Origin of the sequence: Chitinimonas sp. BJYL2 (genome assembly GCF_027257935.1) — a bacterium.
Taxonomy (GTDB): domain Bacteria; phylum Pseudomonadota; class Gammaproteobacteria; order Burkholderiales; family Chitinimonadaceae; genus Chitinimonas.
The window spans coordinates 86,514-110,878 of record NZ_JANZKW010000002.1 but is presented as its reverse complement, the minus strand read 5'-3'; the positions used below and the strand labels follow the sequence as shown (position 1 = coordinate 110,878).

Below are 24,365 nucleotides of genomic sequence, written 5' to 3'. Positions count from 1 at the left end.
GTTTGCTGGCTGTTGTCTGTTGTCAGGTAGTCAGGGCCGCACTCAGCCGCTATAGTGGCCTTCATTAGAACCAAGCGATTGCTTGCTTTAATGGCCTTGTGATGACCCAGCCCAAACCCGCCCTGCATTTCTCCCACGCCAACGGTTTCCCCGCGGGGTGCTATCGCGAAATGCTGGGCCAGCTCGAACCACGTTATGAGATCGGTTATATCGATACGCTCGGCCACAACCCGCGCTTCCCGGTAACGGATTGCTGGCCGAACCTGGTTGCCGAAACACTGGATTACATCGAGAAGAACTACGACGAGCCGGTCATCGCCGTGGGCCACTCGCTGGGTGGTTTCCTGTCCTTCCTGTCTGCACTGCAAAAGCCGGACTATTTCAAAGCCATCGTGCTGCTGGATTCGCCGATTTTCAGCCGTCGCACCTCGCTGGCACTCAAAACGGCCAAGTTGTTCGGGCTGATAGAACGCATCACGCCCGGCAATGGCACCCGCAAACGCCGGCGCGATTGGGAAGACCACGAAGCTGCCTTTCGTTACTTCCGTGACAAGAAAGCCTTTGCCGAATTTACCGATGCCAGCCTGCGCGCCTATGTGGAAGCCGGCACGATTCCGCATGCCGAAGGGGTGCGCCTGCGTTTTGATCCCGAAGTCGAATACCAGATCTATTGCGGCCTGCCGCATATTTTTCCGCGTTATCGCGGCACACTCAAAGTGCCGACCGGCTTCATCGGCGGTGCCAGATCGGCCTATGTCCACCCTAGCGATATCACCCAGATGCGCGAGCATTTCGGCATCGTGATCGACAGTCTCGACGCCGGACACCTGTTCCCGTTCGAGCAACCCGTGCAAGCCGCCGAGCGGATCGAAGCCATGATTGCGCGGCTAACCGGGTAGGGTGCTGGTACAATGCCGCCCGCCGGGTTGATTCCAGTCTTCGCGCCCGGCCTTCAGACCCAATCCCCAAGCAATCCGCCGCAGACTGCTGCTCCTGACCCGGGCAGGGCCGATGCCCCCTCAGGAGTTACTGTTATGTCTTTCGCCGCCCTCGGGCTGTCGGACGATATCGTCCGTGCTGTCCATGAACTTGGTTACACCGTTCCCACCCCTATTCAACAGCAAGCCATCCCCGCCGTACTGAGCGGTGGCGACTTGCTGGCCGGCGCCCAGACTGGCACCGGCAAGACCGCCGGCTTCACGCTGCCCATCCTGCATCGTCTGTCCAACCGCGCCAGCAAGGGCCCGTCGACAGGCCGCCCGCCGGTGCGCGCACTGGTACTGACCCCCACCCGCGAACTGGCGGCGCAGGTTGAGGAATCGGTCCGCAACTACGGCAAGCATCTGAAGCTGACTTCGATGGCCATGTTCGGCGGCGTCAGCATCAACCCGCAAATCAAGACCCTGCGCAGCCGTGTGGATATCCTGGTTGCTACACCGGGCCGTCTGCTCGACCACGTGCAGCAAGGCACGATCGATCTCTCGCAAATCGAAATCCTTGTGCTCGACGAAGCCGACCGCATGCTCGACATGGGCTTCATCCGCGATATCCGCAAGATCCTCGCGCTGCTGCCGCGTGACCGCCAGAACCTGCTGTTCTCAGCCACTTTCTCAGACGAAATCAAGGCGCTGGCCGATGGCCTGCTCAAATCGCCAGCCCTGATCGAAGTGGCTCGCCGTAACGCCACAGCCGACACCATCGCCCAGAAAATCCACCCGGTAGACCGCGACAAGAAGCGTGAACTGCTGGCCCACCTGATCAAGACCAACAACTGGTTCCAGGTGCTGGTGTTCACCCGCACCAAGCACGGCGCCAATCGCTTGGCCGAGCAACTGGGCAAGGATGGCATCAGCGCCATGGCCATACATGGCAATAAGAGCCAGGGCGCGCGCACCCGTGCGCTGAGCGAATTCAAGGACGGCTCGCTGCAGGTGTTGGTGGCGACCGATATCGCCGCACGCGGTATCGATATCGACCAGCTGCCGCATGTGGTGAACTACGAGCTGCCCAACGTGCCCGAAGACTACGTACACCGCATTGGCCGTACAGGCCGCGCCGGTGCCGAGGGCGAAGCGATTTCGCTGGTTTGCGTGGATGAAAAGAAGCTGCTGGCCGATATCGAAAAGGTCATCAAACGCGAACTGCCCCGTGAAGTGGTGCCCGGGTTTGTACCCGATCCCAATGCACGGCCCGAGCCCATCCAGCAACGTTCCAGCGGCGGCCCGCGCCAAGGGCAGGGCCGTTCGGCGCCGCGCAGTGCGTCCGGCAACGCCAACGGCAACCGCGGCAACGGCCAAGCCCGTCAACCGGTAGGGCAATCCGGCAACCATAACAGCCGCGGCGCAGGCCCCGGCCGTAAGCCGACAGGCCGGCATCATTGATACGCGGGTAGGCGCTGCGTAGTGAAACAGGAAACGGCCAGCAGCGTAGCTGGCCGTTTTACTTGCCACGGACGCCAGCGCATTTACCCATCTACCGTATCGCTTAGTGCATTGATTAACAGGTTATATTTGGCCACTCGCGCCATCATTCTGGAGCCACCCCATGGAAATCAAGGTCAACTTTCTCGACAAGCTTCGTCTTGAAGCCAAGTTCGATGATTTCACGGTGGTGGCTGATCAACCCATCCGCTACAAGGGTGATGGCTCTGCACCGGGCCCATTTGATTACTTTCTGGCCTCCTCAGCCTTGTGTGCCGCTTATTTTGTGAAGCTGTACTGCAATACGCGCAATATTCCCACCGAGAATATCCGGCTATCACAAAATAATATTGTCGATCCGGAAAACCGCTATCAGCAGATTTTCAAGATTCAGGTTGAATTGCCGGCCGATATTTCGGCCAAAGACCGTGAAGGCATTCTGCGATCCATTGATCGCTGCACGGTCAAAAAGGTGGTACAGACCGGGCCGGAATTCATTATTGAAGAAGTGGAAAACCTCGACGCCGATGCCCAGGCCTTGCTGACCTTGAATCCAGCGACGGGCACCAGTACTTATATTCCGGGCAAAGATCTGCCACTGGAACAAACCATTGCCAATATGTCGGCGCTGTTGGCAGGTCTGGGTGTCAAGATTGAAATCGCCTCGTGGCGCAATATTGTGCCTAATGTATGGTCATTGCATATTCGCGATGCGCATTCGCCGATGTGTTTTACCAACGGCAAGGGTTCCACCAAGGAAAGTGCACTTGCATCGGCACTCGGTGAATATATCGAACGACTCAATTGCAATCACTTTTATGCCGGCTCTTACTGGGGCGAAGAAATCGCCAATGCGCCATTTGTGCACTACCCGAACGAGCGCTGGTTCAAACCGGGCCGCAAGGATGCACTGCCAGCCGAGATTCTGGATGAGTACTGCCGCGACATTTACAACCCGGATGGCGAGCTGCGGGGCTCGCACCTGTACGACACCAACTCCGGCAATGTAGCGCGCGGCATCTGCTCCTTGCCATTCGTGCGCCATTCGGATGGCGAGACGGTGTATTTCCCATCCAACCTGGTCGAAAACCTCTATGCCAGCAATGGCATGAGCGCCGGCAATACCCTGGCTGAAGCGCAGGTGCAATGTCTGTCGGAGATTTTTGAGAGGGCGGTCAAACGGGAGATCATTGAAGGCGAGTTCGCCTTGCCGGATGTGCCGCAGGATGTGCTGGCCAAGTTCCCAAGTATCGTCGCCGGCATCAAAGGACTGGAAGAGCAGGGCTTCCCAGTGTTGGTCAAGGACGCATCCATGGGCGGCCAGTACCCGGTCATGTGCGTGACCCTGATGAATCCACGCACGGGCGGTGTCTTTGCCTCATTCGGCGCACACCCCAGCTTTGAAGTGGCGCTCGAACGCAGCCTGACGGAATTGCTACAAGGCCGCAGTTTTGAAGGCCTGAACGATTTGCCTCAGCCCACCTTTGAAAGCCAGGCCGTTACTGAGCCCAACAACTTTGTTGAGCATTTTATTGATTCAAGCGGCATCGTGTCCTGGCGCTTTTTCAGCGCCAAGGCAGATTTTGAATTCGTTGAATGGGATTTCACTCACCAAGGTGCCAATTCCAATGCAGAAGAAGCGGCAACCTTGTTCGGCATTCTCAAGGACATGGGCAAAGAGAGCTATGTGGCGGTTTATGAGCACTTGGGTGCCGCAGCCTGTCGCATTCTGGTACCCGGTTATTCAGAGATTTATCCGGTAGAAGATCTGATCTGGGATAACACCAATAAATCGCTCTTGTTCCGCGAAGATATTCTGAACCTGCATCAACTCGACGATGCCAGCCTGGAAGCCTTGCTGGATCGTCTGGAGAATAATGAGCTGGACGAATACGGCGATATCGCCACCTTGATCGGCATTGAGTTCGACGAAAACACCCCATGGGGTCAGCTAACTGTTCTGGAGCTGAAACTGCTGATCAATCTGGCCTTGCAGGATTTTGAAACGGCACATGATCTGGTGGGCGCGTTCCTGCAATACAACGACAACTCGGTTGAGCGCGGCTTGTTCTATCAAGCCTTGAATGTCGTACTAGCAGTGATTCTGGACGATGAACTGGCACTGGACGACTACGAAACCAATTTCCGCCGCATGTTCGGTGACGCGCGCATGGACGCAGTGATCGGCTCAGTAGGCGGCAGCGTGCGATTCCACGGGCTGACACCAACCAGCATGAAGCTCGAAGGACTGGAGCGGCATCAACGCTTGATCGACAGCTACCAGAAGTTGCACGTGGCCCGTGCCAGAATAGCGGCGACCGCCAGCTAGGACCGGGCATGATGGGCAGCTGCGAGGCTGCCCATTCAACGCACACATAGATGCGCATAATGTTTATTATGTAAAGTTAAGTGGATTCCCAAGCTCATCCATACCGCAGATCGTCCACTCAGCCCGCAAATGCCAAACGCCGCGGAACACAGCGACAGACGAGTTTGCGGGCACCCGACATCACGCCTTCTTGACGAACTCTGACTTCAGCTGCATCGCGCCAAAGCCTTCGATCTTGCAGTCGATATCGTGGTCGCCATCGACAAGACGGATGTTCTTGACCTTGGTGCCCACTTTGACGACGGATGATGACCCTTTGACCTTGAGATCCTTGATGACAACAACGGTATCGCCGTTCTGCAGCACATTACCGTTGGCATCATGGACTACCTTGTCAGCTACCGGTGCGGCCATATCCGATTCCGGTTTCCACTCATGGGCGCATTCGGGGCAAATGTAGTGGCCGTCATCCTCATAGGTGAACGACGAGCTACATTTTGGGCAGTTGGGCAGATTGCTCACGATGGTTTTCCGGTAAATGGTGAAAGCGGCTCAGGATATCGGCCAACTGGCTCAGTCGGGTTGACCGATATCACAGAGGCTTAACGTTTCAGGGCAGCAAAGGCCGCGGCCAGCGCCGTAGGGGCATCTGAGCTTGGGGAGCGAGGGGCACGATCTGCCCTACCCTTGCTGTCTCTGGGGCCATCGGTACGCGGTCCGCTTGGCTTGCTCACCTCGTCGCTCAAGCGCATGGTCAAGGCCACCCGTTGGCGCTTGATGTCCACTTCCAGCACCTTCACCTTGACCACATCGCCAGCCTTGACGACTTCGCGCGGGTCTTTGACGAACTTGGTCGATAGGGCGGAGACGTGCACCAGACCATCTTGATGCACGCCAATGTCCACAAACGCGCCAAACGCGGCGACGTTGGTGACCACACCTTCAAGCGTCATGCCTGGGCGCAGATCGGCCAGGGTTTCCACGCCTTCCTGAAAAGTGGCGGTCTTGAACTCGGGGCGCGGGTCGCGGCCGGGTTTGTCGAGTTCTCGCAGGATGTCTTTGACAGTGGGCAGCCCGAAGCGCTCGTCGGTAAAGTCCCCGGCGTTCAGTTGCTTGAGGAAAGCGGAATCACCGATCAGGCTTTTCACCGGCTTGGCGGTCTTGGCGAGGATCTTTTCGACGACGGGATAGGCTTCTGGGTGTACCGCCGAGGCGTCGAGCGGATTGTCGCCATTCATTACACGCAAGAAGCCGGCCGCCAGTTCATAGGTTTTGTCGCCCAGACGTGGCACCGCCTTGAGCGCTTCACGGGAGCGGAATGCGCCATGAGCATCGCGGTGGGCCACGATATTGCCGGCCAGCGTCGTGCTCAAGCCGGATACGCGCGCCAGCAGTGCGCTGGAGGCCGTATTCACATCCACGCCCACCGCGTTCACGCAGTCTTCCACCACAGCGTCGAGCGAGCGGGCCAGTTCGGTCTGGTTGATATCGTGCTGGTACTGGCCCACGCCAATCGCCTTGGGTTCGATCTTGACCAGCTCAGCCAGCGGGTCTTGCAGGCGGCGAGCAATCGAGACAGCGCCGCGCAGGCTGACATCAAGATCAGGGAACTCCTTGGCGGCCAGTTCGGATGCCGAATACACGGAGGCACCGGCTTCCGAGACAACGATCTTTTGCAGTTTCAGCTCCGGATTCTGCTTGATCAGGTCGGCAGCCAGCTTGTCGGTTTCGCGGCTGGCGGTGCCGTTGCCGATGGCGATCAGGTCGACCTTGTGTACGGCGCACAGGCGACTCAGACGGTGCAGACTGCCGTCCCAGTCGTTACGTGGCGCATGAGGGTAGATGGTGTCGGTAGCGACGAGCTTGCCGGTGGCATCGACCACGGCCACCTTCACACCGGTACGCAGGCCGGGGTCCAGGCCCAAAGTGGCACGTGGGCCGGCCGGGGCGGCAAGTAGCAAATCCTTGAGGTTGCTGGCGAAGATGCGAATGGCTTCGGCTTCAGCGCTCTCGCGGATACGGTTGACCAGTTCGACTTCGAGCGAGAGGAATATCTTGGCGCGCCAGGCCAGGCGCACACCGTCGAGTAACCAGCGGTCTGCCGCCCTGCCCTCGTCACGCAAACCAAAGCGGCGCGAGATGCGGGCTTCGCCTGCGCTTTGCCTGCCAGCCGGCAGATCGATGTCTTCGGCGAGTTGCAGCGTGAAATTGAGGATACCTTCGTTACGGCCACGCAGAATGGCCAACGCGCGATGTGAGGGTGTCTTGGCCAGCGGCTCGCGGTGGTCAAAGTAATCCGCAAACTTGGCGCCTTCTTCACGCTTGGCTTCGTCGGCCAGCGTAACGACGAGCTCGGCCTTGTCCCACAGCAGTTCGCGCAGCTCACCCAGCAAAGTGGCGTCTTCGGCGTAGCGCTCGATCAGGATGTGACGGGCGCCGTCGAGTGCGGCTTTGATGTCGGCCACGCCTTTCGCTTCATCGACAAAGGCGGCGGCTTCGGTTTCGGGATTGCGCTTCGAATCGGCAAACAGCAGGTCGGCCAAGGGTTCGAGTCCCGCTTCCTTGGCAATTTGCGCGCGGGTACGGCGCTTCTGCTTGTACGGCAGGTAAAGGTCTTCGAGGCGCTGCTTGTTGTCGGCGCTGAGGAATTCCACGTGCAGCTCGGGCGTGAGCTTGCCTTGTTCCTGTACCGAGGCAATCACGGCAACGCGACGCTCTTCCAGTTCGCGCAGATAGCGCAGCCGCTCCTCCAGATTGCGCAGCTGGGTGTCATCGAGACCCTCGGTGACCTCCTTGCGGTATCGGGCAATGAAGGGCACGGTGGCACCTTCGTCGAGCAGGGTGATAGCTGCCTTGACCTGGTTGGTGCGGCAGTTCAGTTCGGTGGCGAGGCGTTGTTCAATCGTAGGTAGCATGGTTCAGCTTTGAGTGCCGGCGGCGCCGGCGTGTGTCGCGAAAAGTTGCTGGTGGAACAGATGGGCGATCAGGTCGGTCTGGGTAATGACCCCGACTAGTGCACCAGCGTCGTCGAGTACCAGACAGCGGCGCGATTCGCTGGCGCTCATCTGCGCGAGCAAATCGGCCACCGGGCTATTAGCCTTGGTTAGGGGTACGTCGGCCACAGCCAGATCCCCCACAGTATGTTTGTGCCAGTAACCTAATGCCGCTTCGGCGAGTGGCAATTCCGGCGCATCGCGCAGCATGTCGGACGGGGCGAACAAGCCCACCACCCTGCCCTGCGCATCCACTACTGGCGCGCTGTCGATCTGCCGGGCGTGTAGTTGCGTCCATGCCTGTGCGGCGGGCATGTCGGCAGGCAGCCGCAGCACATCGCGTGAGGCGATATCGCCGCAGCGCAGCGGCCCGGCCAGTCGGCGGGCAGCATGGCGTTCGGCAGACAGGTATAGCGCTTCCAGTTCGGCCGGGGTCAGGTCGATCAGTGCATCCTGCTCGGCTACTGCACGGGCCATATCGGCCTGCTGCACAGGGCCCCGCGCCTGTGGTGCACGGTCCTGCGCACCGTGCCGGCTGTTCAGGTGCTTGCGCAGCGGGTAAACCCGGCCGGGAAACAGATTGTTGACGACGAGGCTGGTCAGCATGATGGCCAGTGCCCCACTGAATACCGGGTGCAGCAGGTAATACCAGCCCATGGCATGAATGGCCGGCCCGCCGATCACGGCAGTCAGTGCCGTTGCGCCGCCCGGCGGGTGTACACATCGGCAGGCCATCATGACGACAATCGCCAACCCTACCGCCAGCGCGGCAGCAAAGTGGGACTCGGGTATCCAGCGGTAACACAACATGCCAACAACGCCAGACAGTAAATGTCCACCGACCAGTGGCCAGGGTTGTCCCAAAGGACTGGTGGGCAGACCGAATACGATGACGGCCGAGGCACCCATGGCTGCCGAAATCAGCAGGCTGCTAGTCCAGTCACCAAGGCTGGCAGCAATCAGGCTGACGGCAAGAATACCCAATACGCCGCCTACACCGGCACGCCAGCGTTCGGGCCAGCTGACGGTGGCGGCATCGGGCAGCCAGTCGCGGAGGCGGTTCAACAAGGGGGACATGGGCTGATGCTGCGAGAGAGGGGCTTCAATGAGTGGGACAGCTTATCCACCCTGATCAATGTGCGCAAAGTCTCCGGTATGCGCGAAGCCAATGCGTTGATACAAGCCATTGCTGATCGGGTTTTTGGCATCGGCATACAGGCAGACAGCCTCGGCACCCTGCGCAAAAGCGTGGCGGGCTTGCTGCACGACCAAGGCCCCGGCATAACCCCTGCCACGCCACTCAGGCAGCGTGTAAACCGGGCCGATACGCGCAACAGGGCCGCTAAGCGCCATGCCCGAAAGCGCGACCGGCGCGCCATCTTGCTCCCACAACCAGCTTGCGCGGGTGCTGCCCGGCAAGAGATCCTCTTCGAAGCCACGGATAAGCAAGTCACGGGGACGATGCACCATGCCGCATTCGGCCTCGAAGGCATGAAACCAATCGGCCAGCAGCGGAATATCGGCCTGTTGTGCCAAGCGGTGAGCACCTGTAGCACTGAGCAAAGCGGGTGGCTGGTTCAAGACGTAGTTCTGGAAATGGAATCGTTCCAGATGCAGGCCCAAAGCCGCACCAACCGCCTGTGCACTGGTACGCGGGCCGACCACGGCATTGACCTCAAGCGCAGCTGCCCGATCGGCCAGCCATGCTACGGCATCTAACGGCCAGTCGCTGATGACCAGGTGCCGGTTGGGCAAGGGCGAAACGCAGCAAGCCACAGCCTGCAGCACATCACCATCGTACAAACCAGCCATCCACACCTGATGCTGAGCAGCCGATACCGGCGTCAGCCGCATGACGCTGACCAACAGCTGGTTCAGATGCTGTTGCCGAGCCTTCAGGAAGGGCAGCGTGGCAGCCCGGAAGGCGACCGGATCATCGAATACATGCAGATGCACGCAGGGCTCCAAAAACAAAACGGCCCGGCCAGAGGGCCGGGCCATTGTCGCTTGACGGACTTACTTGTCGAGCAGGATGCGCAGGGTGCGACGCAGCGGTTCGGCGGCGCCCCACAGGAGCTGGTCACCGCAAACGAAGGCGCTGACATAGGTAGGGCCCATATTCAGCTTGCGCACGCGACCGACGGCGATATCGAGCTTGCCGGTGACGAAGGTCGGAGTCAGCTGTTGCACGGTGATGGCGCGGTCGTTGGGCACGAAGTGCGTCCATGGCGTGCTGCCAGCGATCAGCTTTTCGATTTCGGCTAGCGGCAGGTCCTGATTCAGCTTGATGGTCAGCGCAAGGCTGTGGCAACGCATGGCACCAATACGCACACACAGGCCATCGACCGGCACTGTTGCTTGCGTACCCAGGATCTTGTTGACCTCGGCCTGACCCTTCCATTCTTCCTTGGACTGGCCGTTGTCGAGCTGTTTGTCGATCCAGGGGATCAGGCTACCGGCCAGCGGAGCGCCGAAATTGTCGGTCGGGAAGGCATCACCGCGCATGGTCTCGGCCACGCGGCGATCAATGTCGAGAATGGCCGAAGCCGGGTCTGCCAGAAGGTGCGCAACCGAGCCGTTGATGGCACCCATCTGGCTGATCAGCTCGCGCATGTTCTGAGCGCCGGCGCCCGAAGCGGCCTGGTAGGTCATCGACGAAACCCACTCGACCAGACCGGCCTTGAACAGGCCGCCCACACCCATCAACAGGATAGAGTTGGTGCAGTTGCCGCCGATGAAATCCTTGCCACCCGTGGCGATCGAGCCTTTGATCTGATCCAGATTGACGGGGTCCAGCACGATGACCGCGTTGTTATCCATCCGCAATGTGGAGGCGGCGTCAATCCAGTATCCATTCCAGCCGGCAGCACGCAGCTTGGGGTGAATGTCGGTGGTGTAGTCACCCCCCTGGCAGGTGATGATGACGTCCATGCCCTTGAGGGCCTCGATGGACTTGGCATCTTGCAGTGGCGAGGCACCACGACCCACGTCCGGACCATTGCCGCCGACGTTGGAGGTGGTGAAGAACACCGGGTCAATGTGGGCGAAGTCGTTCTCTTCGCGCATCCGTTGCATGAGCACGGAACCGACCATCCCGCGCCAACCGACCAGACCTACTTTCAACATGATGATTCCTGACTCGAATGTGTTACCGATGCCGTCGCAAAGACCACATCGCGATGATGTTTACAGCGCCGCCACCACGGCGTCGCCCATGGCCGAGCAGCTGAGCTTCTCGGTACCGGGTTCGTAAATGTCCGCCGTGCGGTAGCCCTTTTTGAGGACAGCCTGGACGGCATTTTCAATGCGCTGCGCGAGATCTTCGCGGTTGAAGGTGTAGCGCATCATCATCGCCAGCGAGAGGATGGTCGCCAGCGGGTTGGCCACGTTCTTGCCGGCGATATCCGGGGCAGAACCGTGGCAGGGCTCGTACAGGCCCTTGTTGTTTGCATCCAGCGAGGCCGAAGGCAGCATGCCGATCGAACCCGTGAGCATCGAGGCCTCATCGCTGAGGATGTCGCCGAAGATATTGCCGGTAACGATCACATCGAACTGCTTGGGTGCGCGCACCAGCTGCATGGCGGCGTTGTCCACATACATATGGCTCAACGCGACATCGGGGTATTGCGCTGACATGTCGGTGACGATTTCTTTCCAGAACTCGGTGCACTCAAGCACGTTGGCCTTGTCGACCGAGCACAGCTTCTTGCCGCGCTTCTGGGCGATCTCGTACGCCACCTTGGCAATGCGGCGGATTTCCGACTCGCTGTAGCGCATGGTATTGAAGCCTTCGCGCTCGCCGGCTTCGTTGGTGTGGATGCCACGCGGCTGGCCGAAGTAGATATCGCCGGTCAGTTCACGGACGATCATGATGTCCAGACCCGCGACGACTTCGGGCTTGAGCGACGAGGCACCGGCCAGTTCGGGGTAGAGCATGGCCGGGCGCAGATTGGCGAACAGGCCCAGATCCTTGCGAATGGCCAGCAGACCACGCTCGGGGCGCTTGTCGCGCGGCAGGGTGTCGTACTGCGGGCCACCCACAGCACCCAGCAGGATCGCATCGGCAGCATGCGCCGCATCACGCGTGGCTTGCGGATACGGCTCGCCATACTGGTCATACGCAGCGCCACCCAGCGGTACGGTGGTCGTCTCGATGGCCATGCCTTCGGCCTTGAACTTGTCGAGCACGCGCACGGCCTGGGCAACGATTTCGGGGCCGATGCCGTCACCGGGGAGGATGGCGATTTTCATGGTCATGATGCGTCAGTCTTTTTGAGTCGTCGGGAGTACGGGAGGTGATCAGGCAAACAACCAGGGCTGCTGCGCGCGGCGCTGGGCTTCGTAAGCCTTGATCTTGTCGGCATGGTTCAGCGTCAGACCGATTTCGTCGAGACCGTTGTACAGGCAGTGCTTGCGGTGGCCGGTAATATCAAAGCCGAAAGACTGTCCGGACGGCGTGGTCACCGTTTGTGCGGCCAGGTCGATGGTCAGCTTGTAGCCTTCGGTCGCCACCGTTTCGCGGAAAAGTTGATCCACCACGTCGGCGGGCAGCACGATGGGTAACACGCCATTCTTGTAGCAGTTGTTGAAGAAGATATCGGCAAACGATGGCGCGATCACCGAGCGAAATCCGTGGTCTTCCAGCGCCCAAGGCGCGTGTTCGCGCGAGCTGCCGCAGCCAAAGTTTTCGCGGGCCAACAGCACCTGGGCTCCTTGGTAACGCGGCTGGTTCAGTACGAAGTCCGGGTTCAAGGGGCGTTTGCTGTTGTCCATGCCGGGTTCGCCATGATCCAGATAGCGCCACTCATCGAACAGGTTCGGGCCGAAGCCGGAGCGCTTGATCGACTTGAGGAACTGCTTGGGGATGATGGCGTCGGTGTCGACATTGGCGCGATCCAGCGGACACGCCAGTCCCGTCAGGGTGGTAAACGCTTGCATGGTATTGGACTCGATCTGACGAATCGCCCGGTTCCGGCACGGGCGATTCCGGGTATTGCGCCTTGGTGAGCGCAGTACGGTTGGCTTAGTTAGCGGCCTTCTCGATGGCTTCGCCACCCTTCTTGATATCTTTACCAATGCCATTGATGGTGTTGCAACCAGCAAGGCCAAGGGCGAACACAGCGGTAGTAATGATCAGGACAAGGCGCTTCATGATGACAGGCTCCGTGTAAGGTAAACAGGCACGCTCAAGCGAGCGTGCGGACATCGACAAAATGACCCGCAACGGCAGCAGCCGCTGCCATTTCCGGGCTGACCAGATGGGTACGGCCACCCTGCCCTTGTCGACCCTCGAAATTCCGGTTCGACGTAGAGGCGCAGCGCTCGCCCGGCTCGAGTCGGTCGGCATTCATGGCCAGACACATGGAGCAACCCGGCTCGCGCCACTCAAAACCAGCGGCGATAAAAACCTTGTCCAAGCCCTCGGCCTCGGCTTGCGCCTTGACCAGGCCAGAACCCGGCACCACCAGTACCGCTTTGACATTGGCGGCCTTGCTACGCCCCTTGGCGACCGCGGCGGCTGCACGCAGATCTTCAATCCGCGAGTTGGTGCAGGAGCCGATGAAGACTTTATCGACCGCGATTTCGCTGATGGGTGTATTGGCTGTGAGGCCCATATAAGCCAGCGCGCGTTCCATGCCGCTCTTTTTGACCGGGTCCGTCTCGGTCGCCGGGTCAGGCACGCGATCATTGATGGTCACTACCATCTCGGGCGAAGTACCCCAGGTGACTTGCGGTGCAATGTCTTCTGCCTGCAAGGTCACGACGGCATCAAATTCGGCACCCTCGTCGCTGACCAGCGTACGCCAGTACGCAACCGCCTGATCCCACACTGCGCCCGTGGGCGAAAGTGGACGCCCCTTCACATAGGCCTCGGTGGTGGCGTCAAACGCCACCATACCGGCACGGGCACCAGCCTCGATCGCCATATTGCACAGCGTCATCCGACCTTCCATGCTCAAGCTTCGGATGGCGGCGCCACCGAACTCGATGGCATAGCCGGTACCGCCTGCGGTACCGATCTTGCCGATAATGGCCAGCGCCACATCCTTGGCCGTGACGCCAGCACCCAGTTGGCCGTCTACGCGGACCAGCATGGCTTTGGATTTTTTTGCCACCAGTGTCTGGGTGGCCATCACATGTTCGACTTCCGACGTGCCGATGCCATGGGCCAGACACGCGAAAGCGCCATGGGTGGAGGTGTGGCTATCGCCACAGACCACGGTCATGCCCGGCAAGGTAGCGCCGTTCTCGGGTCCCACCACGTGGACAATGCCCTGTTTTTTGTCCTTGAAAGGGTAGTAGGCCAGCGCGCCGAATTCCTTGATGTTGGCATCCAGCGTTTCAACCTGCTGACGTGAAATCGGGTCCTTGATGCCTTCGTCCCAATGGTCGGTCGGGGTGTTGTGGTCAGCCGTTGCCACAATCGACGAAACGCGCCAGGGCTTGCGGCCAGCCAGCTTCAGCCCCTCAAACGCCTGCGGGCTGGTGACTTCATGCACCAGATGGCGATCAATGTAGAGGAGCACGGTGCCATCGGCTTCTTCGTGCACTACGTGGCTATGCCACAGCTTGTCGTACAGGGTCTGCGCCATCGCGAATTACAGCCAAGGTCGGGTTCGGGAAGGAGGTCGAACTTACCATGCAGTGCGGCGGTGCAGCAACCGCCGGCGGGCGCTATGCATATGAGTATGGTGGCAGGGCAAAGTACTCGCGCCGCGGTGGCAAGCAGCCGGGTGGGCAAACCCGGGGAGGATGAACCCACCTCATCCCATGCGCGGATCAGTCGGTTTTGCGCCCGTTCAGCTCAGGCCACGCCATGCGCAGGTAATAACCCATTGACCACAGGGTCAGCATGGCAGCGATCTGCAGGCATATCGAGCCCAGTTGCTGTGTAGGCAGGCCGGGAATCACGTTTTCGTGCAACAGGAGCACGGTGATGGCGATCATTTGCGCAGTGGTCTTGAGCTTGCCGACAAATGACACGGCCACACTGCGGGTTGCGCCAAGCTGCGCCATCCACTCACGCAAGGCAGAGATGGTGATTTCCCGACCGATGATGATGGCAGCCAACCACGCATCGGCACGGTCCAGCTGGACGAGCAAGATCAGCGCTGCCGCCACCATCAGCTTGTCCGCCACCGGATCGAGGAACGCACCGAAAGGCGATAGCTGATTCCATTTGCGGGCCAGATAGCCATCAAACCAATCCGTAATGGCCGCCAACACGAACAGGGAGGCACCGAAAAGATTCTTGGCCGCCGGGGACAACCATGAATCCGGCAGATAGTAGGTACCCAGGATCAGCGGGATCATCAGGATCCGGATCCAGGTGAGGATATTGGGGAGATTGAGCGGCATGAGGCGCGTTGCCCGGGATTTTCTTCAGTGTAGTGCGTTGTAGATGATCTCGGCCAAGGCCCGATTGATGCCTTCAACCTGACAAAGATCATCCAGACTGGCAGCGCGAACGCCTTGCAGCCCGCCAAAGCGGGTCAGCAACTTTTGCCGGCGTTTTGCGCCGATGCCGGGAATCTCTTCAAGGCTGGAGGATACACGTGCCTTGGCACGACGGGCACGATGACCGGTAATCGCAAAGCGGTGCGCTTCGTCACGAATGGTCTGGATCAGGTGCAAAGCCACCGAATCGCGCGGCAATTGTAGCGTTTCACCGCGCGACGGAACAACGAGCTGCTCCAAGCCGGGCTTGCGGGTTTCTCCTTTGGCCACCCCCACAAGCAAGGCGCCCTGCAAGCCCACTTCTTCGATGACCTCAACCGCTACGCCAATCTGCCCTTTGCCGCCGTCAATCAGGATGACATCCGGCGCCACCCCCTCGCCCGCGGCAATCTTGCTGTAGCGTCGCTCCAGCACCTGGCGCATGGCAGCATAATCATCACCCGGGGTAATGCCGGTGATGTTGTAGTGGCGGTATTCCTTGGGCTGCATGCCGAGGCGGTCATACACCACACAGGACGCGACGGTGGCTTCACCCATGGTATGGCTGATATCGAAACACTCGATGCGCTGGGCCGTGTCTGGCAGTTGCAATGCCACCTGCAGTGCCTGCAAACGCCCGACCTGCGTGGACTCCAGCGACAAGCGCTGACTGATCGCCAAGGTGGCATTCTTGAGCGCCATCTCCAGCCACACACGGCGCTCGCCGATGGGGTGGGTCACCACGGCAACCTTGCGCTCGGCCTGCGCGCTCAACAGCTCTGCCAGCACACCCAGTGCATCGCTACCGTTGCAGATGATGACTGGCGGAATCGTTCGACCGAGGTAATGCTGCACCAGGAAAGCCTCAAGCGCAGACGGTGCGTCGTAGTCCTCGCCGTGACTAGGGAAAATGGATTTGTCGCCCACATGGCGCCCACCCCGGATCATCACCAGATTCACGCACACCATGCCTTGATCGACGGCACATGCCACGATGTCGGCATCGGTCTCGCTCATATTGCTGGAGACAAACTGCTTCTCCTGAACCTTGGCCAAAGCCTGAATCTGATCGCGAAATGCCGCCGCCTCTTCAAACTGCCAGGCGGCCGCCGCATGGCGCATCTTTTCGTCCAGATCCGCAATCAGGTCGTTTGCCTTGCCCTGCAGGAACTGGGTGGCATGGTGCACATCACGGCGGTAATCCTCCTGCGAAATCTCATCCACACAGGGACCACTGCAGCGCTTGATCTGGAATAGCAGGCACGGTCGCGAGCGATTATCAAAAACCGAATCCTCGCAAGTACGCAGCTTGAAAACCCTTTGCAGCAACTGGATGCTTTCACGTACGGCATAACCACTGGGAAAGGGGCCGAAGTACTGATGCTGCTTGTCCAGCGCCCCGCGGTAGTATCCCAGTCGAGGAAAAGCGTGGCCGCTCAGCACCAGATAGGCGTAGCTTTTGTCGTCGCGAAACAGGATGTTGTAGCGCGGCGTCAACGCCTTGATCAGGTTGTTTTCAAGGATCAGCGCTTCGGCCTCGGAGCGCACCACTGTGGTCTGGATATCCGCGACCTGCGTCAGCATCAGACGGATGCGCGGCGATTGATCGTTTTTCTGGAAATAGCTCGATACGCGGCGCTTGAGATCTATGGCCTTGCCCACATACAGCACATCCCCTTTGTCCGAGAGGAATCGGTAAACCCCCGGCAAACTGGGCAAAGCGGCAAGTATGGGTTTGGGATCGAAGGCCATGGGTCTGTCAGGCAACTCGGGGCAGAATCGGTATTCGTGCAGCACGGGTTGCGCGACGATGCATCGGCACCCGATGAAGCACTGCCTGCCAAGACAGCAGCTCCGCTACGTTATCAGGGCTGCGTTGGGGCGGGTTTGGCCGCATCGGACTGCGGGCCAGGCGCGGGGGAGACGGGCCCTGGCTGAACAACCGGCGCGGCGGGGGGGCGCGTCTGCAGTATCTGGAAGAACACCTCATCCTGCCGCACCATGCCCAGCTCATTACGGGCACGCTCTTCAATCGCGTCAGTGCCGGTTTTCAAATCCCGCACTTCGGCATCCAGGGCTTCGTTGCGCAACTTCAGCTTTCCGTTCTGAATGGTCTGCTCACTCAGCTGGGCCTCAATCTGCCAGACCTTCAGCCACGAGCCTTTGCCGATCCAGAGTGGCCACTGGAGCACGACAATTAGCAAGGCGAGGACAATGGCGAGAATGCGCATGATGGGCGGCATTGTAGCCCGTAGGGTGCAATAAGCGCAGCGCATTGCACCATTTCCCTGATTTGCGGCCCGGTGCAATGCGGCACGTGACCTTATGGCACCTTACAACCGCAGCTTACGATACTGCGATACCAATGCAAAAGGGACGGTTGCCCGCCCCTTCTGTGTCTTGCCTGCCCGCTTAGCGCTTGATCTGGTAGAACGCAGCGCGACCGGGGTAGTAGGCGGCGTCGCCGAGTTCTTCTTCGATGCGCAGAAGCTGGTTGTACTTGGCCATGCGGTCCGAACGGCTCAGCGAGCCCGTCTTGATCTGCATGCAGTTGGTGGCCACGGCCAGATCGGCAATCGTGCTGTCTTCCGTCTCGCCCGAGCGGTGCGACATCACCGAGGTGTAACGATTGCGCTTGGCCAGATCCACGGCTTGCAGGGTCTCGCTGAGCGAGCCGATCTGGTTCACCTTGATCAGGATCGAGTTGCAGATACCCTTCTCGATGCCTTCGGCGAGGATCTTGCTATTGGTGACAAACAGGTCGTCGCCGACCAGTTGCACACGGTCGCCCAGGCGGTCGGTCAGCAGCTTCCAGCCATTCCAGTCGCGCTCGCCCATGCCGTCTTCGATCGACACGATCGGGTAGTTGTCGGCCAGGCTGGCGAGATAATCGACCTGCTGGGCGCTGCTCAGCGACCGCTTGTCGCTCTTCTTGTAGACGTAGTTGCCGGTTTCCTTGTCGTAGAACTCGGAAGCGGCGCAATCGAGCGCAATGCAGATGTCCTTGCCCCAGACATAACCGGCCTTCTCGACCGCAGCGCGGATCATGTCCAGTGCTTCTTCGGCGTTCTTCACGTCCGGTGCAAAGCCACCTTCGTCGCCAACCTGGGTAGGCAGGTGCTTGTCGTGGAGGATTTTCTTGAGATTGTGGAAGACCTCGGCACCGTAGCGCATGGCTTCGCGGAAGGTGGGTGCGCCCACCGGCACAATCATCAGCTCCTGGAAGTCCAGGCTGTTGTTGGCATGCTCGCCGCCATTGATCACGTTCATCATCGGCACCGGCAGGGCCATGGGGCCCGAGCCACCGATGTAGCGATACAGCGGCAGGCCGGCCTCTTCGGCCGCAGCCTTGGCCACAGCCATCGATACCGCCAGGATCGCGTTGGCGCCCAAACGGCCTTTGTCGTCAGTGCCATCCAGTTCGATCATCGTGCGGTCGATGAAGGCTTGCTCGGAGGCATCCAGGCCAATGATGGCTTCGCAGATTTCGGTGTTGACGTGTTCAACGGCCTTGAGCACGCCTTTGCCCAGATAGCGGCCCTTGTCGCCATCGCGCAGTTCCAGTGCTTCACGCTCGCCGGTGGAGGCACCGCTGGGCACAGCGGCACGGCCCATCACGCCGCTTTCCAGCAGCACGTCGGCTTCAACGGTCGGGTTGCCACGGGAGTCGAGGATCTCGCGGGCGATGACTTCTACGATTGCGCTCATGGGACTTCCTTGATGCGATTTGAAAGAAAACAAAGACTTGAATGGTGTCGCACTGGACCCGGGTAATCAAGACCAGTCGGCTTACGGTTTGGTAGGGCCGCGACGGCAGGCAACAAAACGGCCTGCGCACAGGCAGGCCGTTTTGTCGGCTTACAGGGTGTTTTCGTGCAGCGGCTGGCGCTTGACCAAGGTATCCAGCTCCTTGAGCACGGCCAGTAGCGCCTTCATGCGTGGCAGCGGCCAGGCATTGGGGCCATCGGATTTGGCGCAGGCCGGGTCCGGGTGGGTTTCCATGAACAGGCCAGAAATCCCCACGGCGACGGCCGCACGTGCGAGTACCGGCACAAACTCGCGCTGCCCACCGGACTTGTCACCCTGCCCGCCCGGCAACTGCACCGAGTGGGTGGCATCGAACACGACCGGACAGCCGGTATCGCGCATGATGGCCAAGGAACGCATGTCCGAGACCAGATTGTTGTAGCCGAAGCTGGCGCCGCGCTCGCAAGTCATGAAGTTGTCTTCAGGCAGGCCCGCTTCGCGCGCAGCTTCGCGCGCCTTGTCCATCACGTTCTTCATATCGCCGGGGGCAAGGAACTGGCCCTTCTTGATGTTCACCGGCTTGCCACTCTGGGCGCAGGCGCGAATGAAATCCGTCTGGCGGCACAGGAATGCGGGGGTCTGCAACACGTCCACCACGGATGCCACGGGTTTGATCTGATCAATCTCGTGAATATCGGTGAGTACCGGCACGCCAACCTGTTCGCGCACCTTGGCGAGGATGCGCAGGCCTTCGTCCATGCCAAAGCCACGGAAAGACTTGCCGCTGGAGCGGTTGGCCTTGTCAAAGCTCGACTTGAAGATGAAGGGGATACCCAGCTCGGTAGTGATTTCCTTGAGCTGGCCGGCCACATCAATAGAGAACTGCTCACCTTCAATCACGCAGGGGCCGGCGATCAGAAAGAATGGGTGATCCAGACCGACATCAAAACCGCAGAGTTTCATGGTGTTACTCCGTGAGGCGTGGGGCGCGAGACGCAGATGGGCAGCAATATCCTGTCCCTTGCGCCTTGCACCTCACAAACAATTAGCAGCTCCGGCCTTCGCGCCCGTGCTCCTTGGCATAAGCGATGGCAGCTTCGACATAGGCCTTGAACATTGGATGCCCATCACGCGGCGTGCTGGTGAATTCCGGATGGAACTGGCAGCCAAAGAACCAGCGGTGATCAGGCAGTTCGATGGTTTCGCACAGGTGGTTGGGATCGGTGGAGCGACCACTCACCTTGAGACCAGCGGCTTCGAGTCGCGGCAGGTAGTAATTGTTCACTTCGTAGCGATGGCGATGGCGCTCGGTAATGCGCTCGGCGCCATAGACACGCGCGGCCAGCGAACCCGGTTGCAGATCGCAATCCTGGCTACCCAGTCGCATCGTGCCACCCATATTCGAGTTTTCGTCGCGTTGTTCGACCTTGCCGTCGTGGTTGACCCATTCGTCGATCAGGGCCACCACCGGGAACGGGGTTTCCAGCGTGAATTCGGTCGAGTTGGCCTCGCTCATGCCGGCCTTGTGGCGTGCAAATTCGATCAGCGCCAGCTGCATGCCCAGGCAGATGCCCAAGTACGGCACATTGTTCTCACGGGCAAACTGGACCGCACGGATTTTGCCTTCCACACCGCGCTTGCCGAAACCGCCAGGCACCAGGATCGCATCCATGTTCTTGATCTGGTCGAGATTGCCGCTCTCGAGTTCTTCCGAATCCACGTAATGGATCTTGACCTCGCTGCGGGTATGAATACCCGCATGGCGCAACGCTTCGATCAAGGATTTGTAACTCTCGGTCAGATCGACGTACTTGCCGACCATGGCGATATTGACGGTCTGCGTCGGGTTCTCGATGGCATCGATGATGCGGTCCCATACCGACAGATCGGCCGCGGGCAGATCCAGTTGCAGCTGCTTGCAGATGATGTCGTCGATATGCTGCTCGCTGAGCACGCGCGGAATCTTGTAGATGCTGTCCATGTCCGGGCAGGACACAACCGCCTTCTCCGCGACATTGGTGAACAGGGCGATCTTGCGGCGCTCATCATCCGGGACCATGCGGTCAGCGCGGCAGATCAGCACATCTGGCTGGATACCGATTTCACGCAACTCCTTCACCGAGTGCTGGGTAGGCTTGGTCTTGATCTCGCCGGCGGCAGCAATGTAAGGCACGTAGCTCAGGTGCACGAAGCAGGTGTTTTCCTTGCCCAGCGTCACGCCCATCTGGCGAATGGCTTCAAGGAAGGGCAGCGATTCGATATCGCCCACCGTGCCACCCACTTCAATCACGGCCAGTTCGGCATCGCTGGCGCCTTGGCTGATGAACAAGCGGATTTCGTCGGTGATATGGGGGATGACCTGTACGGTCTTGCCCAGATAATCACCACGACGTTCTTTCTTGATCACCGACTCGTAAATCTGCCCGGTGGTGAAGTTGTTCGACTTCTTCATCTTGGCCTGGATGAAGCGCTCGTAGTGGCCGAGGTCAAGATCAGTCTCGGCGCCGTCTTCGGTCACGAAGACCTCGCCATGCTGAAGTGGCGACATGGTGCCCGGATCCACGTTGATATACGGGTCCAGCTTCATCATGGTGACTTTGAGGCCACGCGATTCGAGGATGGCCGCAAGTGACGCGGCGGCGATGCCTTTCCCCAGAGAGGAGACAACGCCGCCGGTAACGAAGATGTACTTGGTCATGAGTGCATCACCTAGTGGTAATTCCGCATTTTACCCGCAAAGGGCCACCCTCTCAACGCGCGAGCGCGCTGCGCAATGAACAAGGGCGCTCGTTGAGCGCCCTTATCTTGCTGATATTACTGTGGTTTTAGCCTAATTCCTTGGCCAGATAAAGCCACGTTTCGACCACCGTATCCGGATTCAGCGATACCGTCTCGATGCCCTGCTCCACCAGCCAGCGAGCCAGATCAGGGTGATCCGACGGACCCTGACCGCAAATGCCGATGTACTTGCCCTTGGCACGACACGCCTTGATCGCCATCGACAACAGGGCCTTGACCGCTTCATTACGCTCGTCGAACAGACTGGCAATGGGGCCACCCGAGTCACGGTCCAGCGCCAGCGTGAGCTGGGTCATGTCGTTGGAGCCAATCGAGAAACCATCGAAGTATTCGAGGAACTGATCCGCCAGGATTGCATTGGAAGGAATCTCGCACATCATGATCAGGCGCAGATCATCCTTGCCACGCTCCAGGCCTTGTTCCTTGAGCAGCTCAACCACCTTGCTGGCCTCATCGAGCGTGCGCACAAACGGGATCATGATCTCGACGTTTGTCAGACCCATCTCATTGCGCACCTTCTTGAGCGCGCGGGTTTCGAGCTCGAAACAATCGCGGAATGATTCGCTGATATAGCGAGAGGCACCACGGAAGCCGATCATCGGATTTTCTTCATGCGGCTCGTAGTTCTGGCCACCGATCAGGTTCGAGTACTCGTTGGACTTGAAGTCCGACATGCGCACGATGACCTTCTTGGGGTAGAACGCTGCAGCGATGGTGGCAACGCCTTCAACAAGCTTCTCCACATAGAAGTCCACTGCCGATGTGTAGCCACCGATGCGCTCGTCGACTTGCTGCTTCAGATCCCAAGGCAGATCCGGATAGGCGAGCAGCGCCTTGGGGTGGATACCGATCATGCGGTTGATGATGAACTCAAGGCGCGCCAGACCCACACCTTCATTGGGCAGATGGCTGAAGTCGAAAGCCAGCTCCGGGTTGCCCACGTTCATCATCAGCTTGACCGGGGATTTGGGCATGCTGTCGAGCTTGAGGTCGATGATTTCGACGTCGAGCAAGCCTTCATAGATATTGCCCGTATCGCCTTCGGCGCACGATACGGTGACCTGCTGGCCATCGACCAGCGCGCGGGTCGCGTCGCCGCAACCGACGACGGCCGGGATGCCGAGTTCACGCGCAATGATGGCAGCGTGGCAAGTGCGGCCGCCACGGTTGGTCACGATGGCAGCAGCACGCTTCATTACCGGCTCCCAATCGGGATCGGTCATGTCGGTCACCAAAACATCGCCGGGCTTGACCTTGTCCATCTCGCTGGCATCGCGAATCAGGCGCACCACGCCTTGGCCGATTTTCTGGCCAATGGCGCGACCCGTGGTCAACACCGCCGACTTGCTGTTGAGACGGTAACGGCGCAGCGTTTCGCCGCGCGCTTCCTGCGACTTCACCGTCTCAGGGCGAGCCTGCAGAATATAGAGCTTGCCATCGACACCATCACGGCCCCACTCGATATCCATCGGGCGCTGGTAGTGCTTCTCGATGATCAATGCATAGCGAGCCAGTTCTTCAACTTCCGCATCGGTAATCGAGAAACGATTGCGGTCGGTATCGGACACATTGACGGTCTGCACCGACTTGCCGGCCTTGGCCTCGGCGGTGAATTCCATCTTGATCAGCTTGGAGCCACGGTTGCGACGCAGGATAGCGGGCTTGCCGGCGCGGATGTTCGGCTTGAACACGTAGAATTCGTCGGGGTTTACGGCACCCTGCACCACCGTTTCGCCCAAGCCATAGCTGGACGTGACGAACACGGCATCGTCAAAACCCGATTCAGTATCGATGGTGAACATGACACCTGCCGCGCCTTTGTCCGAACGGACCATGCGCTGCACACCGGCCGACAAGGCAACGACGGAATGCTCGAAACCCTTGTGAACGCGGTAGGAAATGGCGCGGTCGTTATACAGCGAGGCGAACACCTCCTTCATGGCGTGCAGAACGTTGTCCACGCCCACGATATTAAGGAAGGTTTCCTGCTGGCCGGCAAACGAGGCATCAGGCAAGTCTTCGGCAGTGGCCGAGGAGCGTACGGCGACCGAAATGGTGGCGCCTGAATCGGCTTCCATCTTGGCGTAGGCCGCACGAATATCAGCCTCAAGCGCAGCAGGGAACGGCTGGTTGATCACCCATTCACGGATCTGCTTGCCCACGCGCAGCAATTCAGTCACGTTGTCCACATCCAGCGCACTCAGGGCAACATCGATGCGAGCGGAGAGGCCGTCATGGGCCAGAAAGGCGCGGTAGGCATCGGCCGTGGTGGCAAAACCACCGGGTACGCGCACGCCGGAGGCTGCGAGCTGACTGATCATTTCGCCGAGCGAGGCGTTCTTGCCGCCTACGATCTCAACGTCAGTCATGCGCAGTTCTTCGAACCAGATGACGTTTTTCTCTGCCATTGCTGAATTTCCTTGCGGGGAATTGGGGATTCGAGACCGCGATTCTAGCCTGTTTACGCCGTTTCTCGCTGACATCCAGGCGACGTTCGATAACGCCGGATGACGCAACGCAACACGAAACAGCCATCGATCGTTGGCCGTCATGTAGTTAGAATCGCCGACACTACAAGGTTTGCGCGTCATGCAGGCCCAGCTAGCCGATGTTGCATCTGCACAACCGCTCGTCAGCAGA

19 protein-coding genes are annotated in these 24,365 nt (G+C 59.6%); 3 read left to right on the top strand and 16 right to left on the bottom strand.

From position 1 onward, the window contains the following. The first annotated feature begins 101 nt into the window (after nucleotides 1-101). The 3 genes from O9X62_RS06200 to O9X62_RS06190 all read left to right on the top strand — a co-directional run bounded on the left by O9X62_RS06200 (nucleotide 102) and on the right by O9X62_RS06190 (nucleotide 4,749). Nucleotides 102-899: an alpha/beta fold hydrolase gene (locus tag O9X62_RS06200; RefSeq protein WP_269531927.1), complete on the top strand. Its 798-nt coding sequence runs from the start codon at nucleotides 102-104 to the stop codon at nucleotides 897-899. Between the two features lie 135 nt (nucleotides 900-1,034). Further along, nucleotides 1,035-2,381 (top strand): DEAD/DEAH box helicase, encoded by a 1,347-nt coding sequence (locus tag O9X62_RS06195; RefSeq protein ID WP_269531926.1) that lies wholly within the window; start codon nucleotides 1,035-1,037, stop codon nucleotides 2,379-2,381. Nucleotides 2,382-2,544: 163 nt separating this feature from the next. Next, complete coding sequence (locus tag O9X62_RS06190) at nucleotides 2,545-4,749, top strand: OsmC domain/YcaO domain-containing protein (RefSeq protein WP_269531925.1); 2,205 nt, start codon at nucleotides 2,545-2,547, stop codon at nucleotides 4,747-4,749. 180 nt (nucleotides 4,750-4,929) lie between these two features. Here the strand turns inward: O9X62_RS06190 and O9X62_RS06185 are convergent, their stop codons facing one another. The 16 genes from O9X62_RS06185 to ppsA form a co-directional block, all read right to left on the bottom strand. After that, entirely contained in the window at nucleotides 4,930-5,271 is a 342-nt protein-coding gene (locus O9X62_RS06185; protein ID WP_269531924.1) for a zinc ribbon domain-containing protein YjdM, read from the bottom strand. 80 nt (nucleotides 5,272-5,351) lie between these two features. After that, entirely contained in the window at nucleotides 5,352-7,664 is a 2,313-nt protein-coding gene (locus O9X62_RS06180; RefSeq protein ID WP_269531923.1) for a Tex family protein, read from the bottom strand. A gap of 3 nt (nucleotides 7,665-7,667) precedes the next feature. Beyond that, a complete protein-coding gene (locus tag O9X62_RS06175) occupies nucleotides 7,668-8,819 on the bottom strand; it encodes an HPP family protein (protein WP_269531922.1) in 1,152 nt (383 codons plus the stop codon). Between the two features lie 42 nt (nucleotides 8,820-8,861). Further along, the gene (locus O9X62_RS06170) at nucleotides 8,862-9,698 is read right to left on the bottom strand and encodes a GNAT family N-acetyltransferase (RefSeq protein ID WP_269531921.1); all 837 of its coding nucleotides are present in this window, start codon (nucleotides 9,696-9,698) and stop codon (nucleotides 8,862-8,864) included. Nucleotides 9,699-9,758: 60 nt separating this feature from the next. Next, entirely contained in the window at nucleotides 9,759-10,868 is a 1,110-nt protein-coding gene (gene asd / locus O9X62_RS06165; RefSeq protein WP_269531920.1) for an aspartate-semialdehyde dehydrogenase, read from the bottom strand. 60 nt (nucleotides 10,869-10,928) lie between these two features. After that, the gene (leuB, locus tag O9X62_RS06160; protein ID WP_269531919.1) at nucleotides 10,929-11,999 is read right to left on the bottom strand and encodes a 3-isopropylmalate dehydrogenase; all 1,071 of its coding nucleotides are present in this window, start codon (nucleotides 11,997-11,999) and stop codon (nucleotides 10,929-10,931) included. Between the two features lie 42 nt (nucleotides 12,000-12,041). Then, nucleotides 12,042-12,680, bottom strand: a complete 639-nt coding sequence (gene leuD / locus O9X62_RS06155; RefSeq protein WP_269531918.1) for a 3-isopropylmalate dehydratase small subunit — start codon at nucleotides 12,678-12,680, stop codon at nucleotides 12,042-12,044. An 85-nt stretch (nucleotides 12,681-12,765) separates the two neighbouring features. Next, nucleotides 12,766-12,894, bottom strand: coding sequence for an entericidin A/B family lipoprotein (locus O9X62_RS06150; protein WP_269531917.1), 129 nt, complete (start codon nucleotides 12,892-12,894; stop codon nucleotides 12,766-12,768). Nucleotides 12,895-12,928: 34 nt separating this feature from the next. Next, nucleotides 12,929-14,335, bottom strand: coding sequence for a 3-isopropylmalate dehydratase large subunit (gene leuC, locus O9X62_RS06145; protein ID WP_269531916.1), 1,407 nt, complete (start codon nucleotides 14,333-14,335; stop codon nucleotides 12,929-12,931). A gap of 187 nt (nucleotides 14,336-14,522) precedes the next feature. Continuing rightward, on the bottom strand, nucleotides 14,523-15,101 hold the full coding sequence (gene pgsA, locus O9X62_RS06140) for a CDP-diacylglycerol--glycerol-3-phosphate 3-phosphatidyltransferase (protein WP_269531915.1): 579 nt from the start codon (nucleotides 15,099-15,101) through the stop codon (nucleotides 14,523-14,525). Nucleotides 15,102-15,125: 24 nt separating this feature from the next. Beyond that, complete coding sequence (gene uvrC / locus O9X62_RS06135; RefSeq protein ID WP_269531914.1) at nucleotides 15,126-16,931, bottom strand: excinuclease ABC subunit UvrC; 1,806 nt, start codon at nucleotides 16,929-16,931, stop codon at nucleotides 15,126-15,128. A gap of 113 nt (nucleotides 16,932-17,044) precedes the next feature. After that, a complete protein-coding gene (gene ftsB / locus O9X62_RS06130) occupies nucleotides 17,045-17,410 on the bottom strand; it encodes a cell division protein FtsB (RefSeq protein ID WP_269531913.1) in 366 nt (121 codons plus the stop codon). 181 nt (nucleotides 17,411-17,591) lie between these two features. After that, nucleotides 17,592-18,887, bottom strand: a complete 1,296-nt coding sequence (eno, locus tag O9X62_RS06125; RefSeq protein WP_269531912.1) for a phosphopyruvate hydratase — start codon at nucleotides 18,885-18,887, stop codon at nucleotides 17,592-17,594. Nucleotides 18,888-19,037: 150 nt separating this feature from the next. Further along, nucleotides 19,038-19,889 (bottom strand): 3-deoxy-8-phosphooctulonate synthase, encoded by an 852-nt coding sequence (gene kdsA / locus O9X62_RS06120; RefSeq protein WP_269531911.1) that lies wholly within the window; start codon nucleotides 19,887-19,889, stop codon nucleotides 19,038-19,040. A gap of 82 nt (nucleotides 19,890-19,971) precedes the next feature. Continuing rightward, nucleotides 19,972-21,624, bottom strand: a complete 1,653-nt coding sequence (locus O9X62_RS06115; RefSeq protein ID WP_269531910.1) for a CTP synthase — start codon at nucleotides 21,622-21,624, stop codon at nucleotides 19,972-19,974. A gap of 127 nt (nucleotides 21,625-21,751) precedes the next feature. Further along, entirely contained in the window at nucleotides 21,752-24,133 is a 2,382-nt protein-coding gene (gene ppsA, locus O9X62_RS06110; protein WP_269531909.1) for a phosphoenolpyruvate synthase, read from the bottom strand. Nucleotides 24,134-24,365: the final 232 nt, after the last annotated feature.